This window comes from Arthrobacter sp. H14, assembly GCF_000520495.1.
GTDB lineage: Bacteria > Actinomycetota > Actinomycetes > Actinomycetales > Micrococcaceae > Arthrobacter_C.
The window spans coordinates 27830-29689 of record NZ_KI914675.1; the positions used below are offsets into that span (position 1 = coordinate 27830).

Sequence of the window (1860 nt, forward strand, 5' to 3'; positions counted from 1 at the left end):
GGGAACCGCCGTACTCGTCGGTCCTCTTGTTGAAGTAGTCGGTCAGGAACTGGTCAAGCAGGTATCCGTTCGCGCCGTGGATTTCCACGCCGTCGAAACCTGCTTGTTTGGCGTGCAGCGCAGCCACCACGAAGCCTTCCCGGACCTCGGCCATCTGCTCGGTGGTGATCTCTGAAGGTACGGGAAAGGGTCCCTCGCCACGGTAGAACGCCAGTTGCTCGCCCTTGGGTGAGACCGCGGAGGGACCTATTGAGGATTCCACGAACCGGTTGCCCTGGGCCTGGGCTCCTGCGTGCATGAGCTGGGCGAATATGCGCGCGCCGGCTGAGTGGACGGCGTCAACGACATTGCTCCACGACTGTGCTTGTTCCTTGGTGGCGATGCCTGGCTGGAACAGGTAGCCCTGACTGTACGCGGTGTCAGGATAGATTCCCTCGGTGATAAGCAGCCCGAAACCGCCACGTGCATAAGCCTCGTAGTAGGAGGCCATCTTGTCCGTAGCATGACCATCCTCGGTTGCGCTGACGCGCGTCATGGGAGCAAGTGCAACCCGGTTATTCAGCTCGGTGGAACCGATCTGAAGAGACGACCATAGTGAGTCGAAATTGGGCATGGAAAAACTCCTTCGAGTACTGATAATTCGGGATGATTCACCGTGGTCAACGACTGCCATTGACCGTCCATTCCCGGCGGTGGAGTTGAGGGCATATGCCAATTCCTGCAACAAAATGCCTAAACGGGGGCTCTGGCACCGTTTCTCTCGTCACTAGCGCGGGGTTGTCTCATACCGGCCGCTTGATATAGGAGTAGGTCATGACCAGCGCATTGCACTTCGTTGTCGTTGACAGCCGCGACCCCGTAAGCTTGGCCCGTTTCTGGTGCGCGGCTCTGGGTTATGAGGTTCACGAGGAGTACGAGGAGGGCATCAGGATCGCTCCGCCCGACGGGGGGCGGCCGTTACTCGACTTCCTGTTCGTTCCTGAGCCGAAGGTGACTAAGAACCGAATGCATCTGGATCTGCGCCCGACGGACACCGATCAGGCGGGTGAGGTGGTGCGTTTGGAGTCCCTTGGTGCCCGCCGAGTAAATGTGGGGCAAGGTCCTGAGGTGGACTGGGTAGTACTGTCAGACCCTGAGGGTAACGAGTTCTGTGTGCTGGCCGGCCTGTAGCGTGTTGCGTCACGTACGTTGACGGCCACGAAGGCAGCGGGCGAACCGCGCGAGTCTGTACATCGATCCGGCTGAACGTTTTTCTGGAGGTATTTCTGATGGACCTGAACAACCGCAAGATTCTGCTTACCGGTGCCGGCAGCGGCATCGGGCGCGCCCTGGCCCTGGAACTGGCACAGTACTCGCCGCATTTGGCGCTGGTGGGCCGGCGCCCCGAGCCCTTGGAGGAAGTGGCCGCCCTGATCCGCGGGAAGGGCGGCCAGGCCGTAATCATCCCCGCGGACCTGACCGCGGACGGCGCCCCGGCGCAGATCGTGGCCGAGGCCCAGGAGCAGCTAGGCGGGATTGACGTGCTGATCAACAACGCCGGCAACGTCCGCGCCGGACGGCTGGAGGCGATCGAGGAGCCCGAGGTGCTGGCGCAGATCGCGCTGAACCTGACTGCCCCGATCCTGCTCACCCGGGCCGCGCTTCCGGCGTTGCGGGCCTCGGGCGACGGGCTGGTCGTGAATGTCTCCTCCGGGTTCGGCCTGCTCGGGATGGCGTTCTACACGGTCTACGGTGCGACGAAGGCCGGGATCGCCCACTTCGGCGAGGCTCTGCGCCGGGAGCTCTACGGCGAGGGCGTGCATGTGCTCAACGTCTTCCCCGGCGCCACTGACACCCCGATGATGGAGAGCTCCGAGGCCG

Annotated in this window: 3 protein-coding genes; 2 read left to right on the forward strand and 1 reads right to left on the reverse strand. The window is 62.6% G+C overall.

Features of this window, described 5'->3' with window-relative positions; all coding sequences use genetic code 11:
• Window positions 1-613: oxidoreductase (locus tag Y707_RS30080; RefSeq protein ID WP_035782226.1), on the reverse strand; the 613-nt coding region annotated here is incomplete at its 3' end.
• A 200-nt stretch (window positions 614-813) separates the two neighbouring features.
• Here Y707_RS30080 and Y707_RS0116620 point away from each other — a divergent pair.
• Together Y707_RS0116620 and Y707_RS0116625 are read left to right on the forward strand one after the other, a co-directional pair.
• Complete coding sequence (locus Y707_RS0116620) at window positions 814-1170, forward strand: VOC family protein (protein ID WP_026535912.1); 357 nt, start codon at window positions 814-816, stop codon at window positions 1168-1170.
• A 98-nt stretch (window positions 1171-1268) separates the two neighbouring features.
• Window positions 1269-1860, forward strand: a 592-nt coding sequence (locus Y707_RS0116625; RefSeq protein WP_026535913.1) for an SDR family NAD(P)-dependent oxidoreductase, incomplete at its 3' end; no start/stop codon positions are given.

What these genes read in the sequence shown, in the direction of transcription:
- Y707_RS0116620 (WP_026535912.1), top strand. Translation starts at nt 814, where the DNA reads ATGACCAGCGCATTGCACTTCGTTGTCGTTGACAGCCGCGACCCCGTA.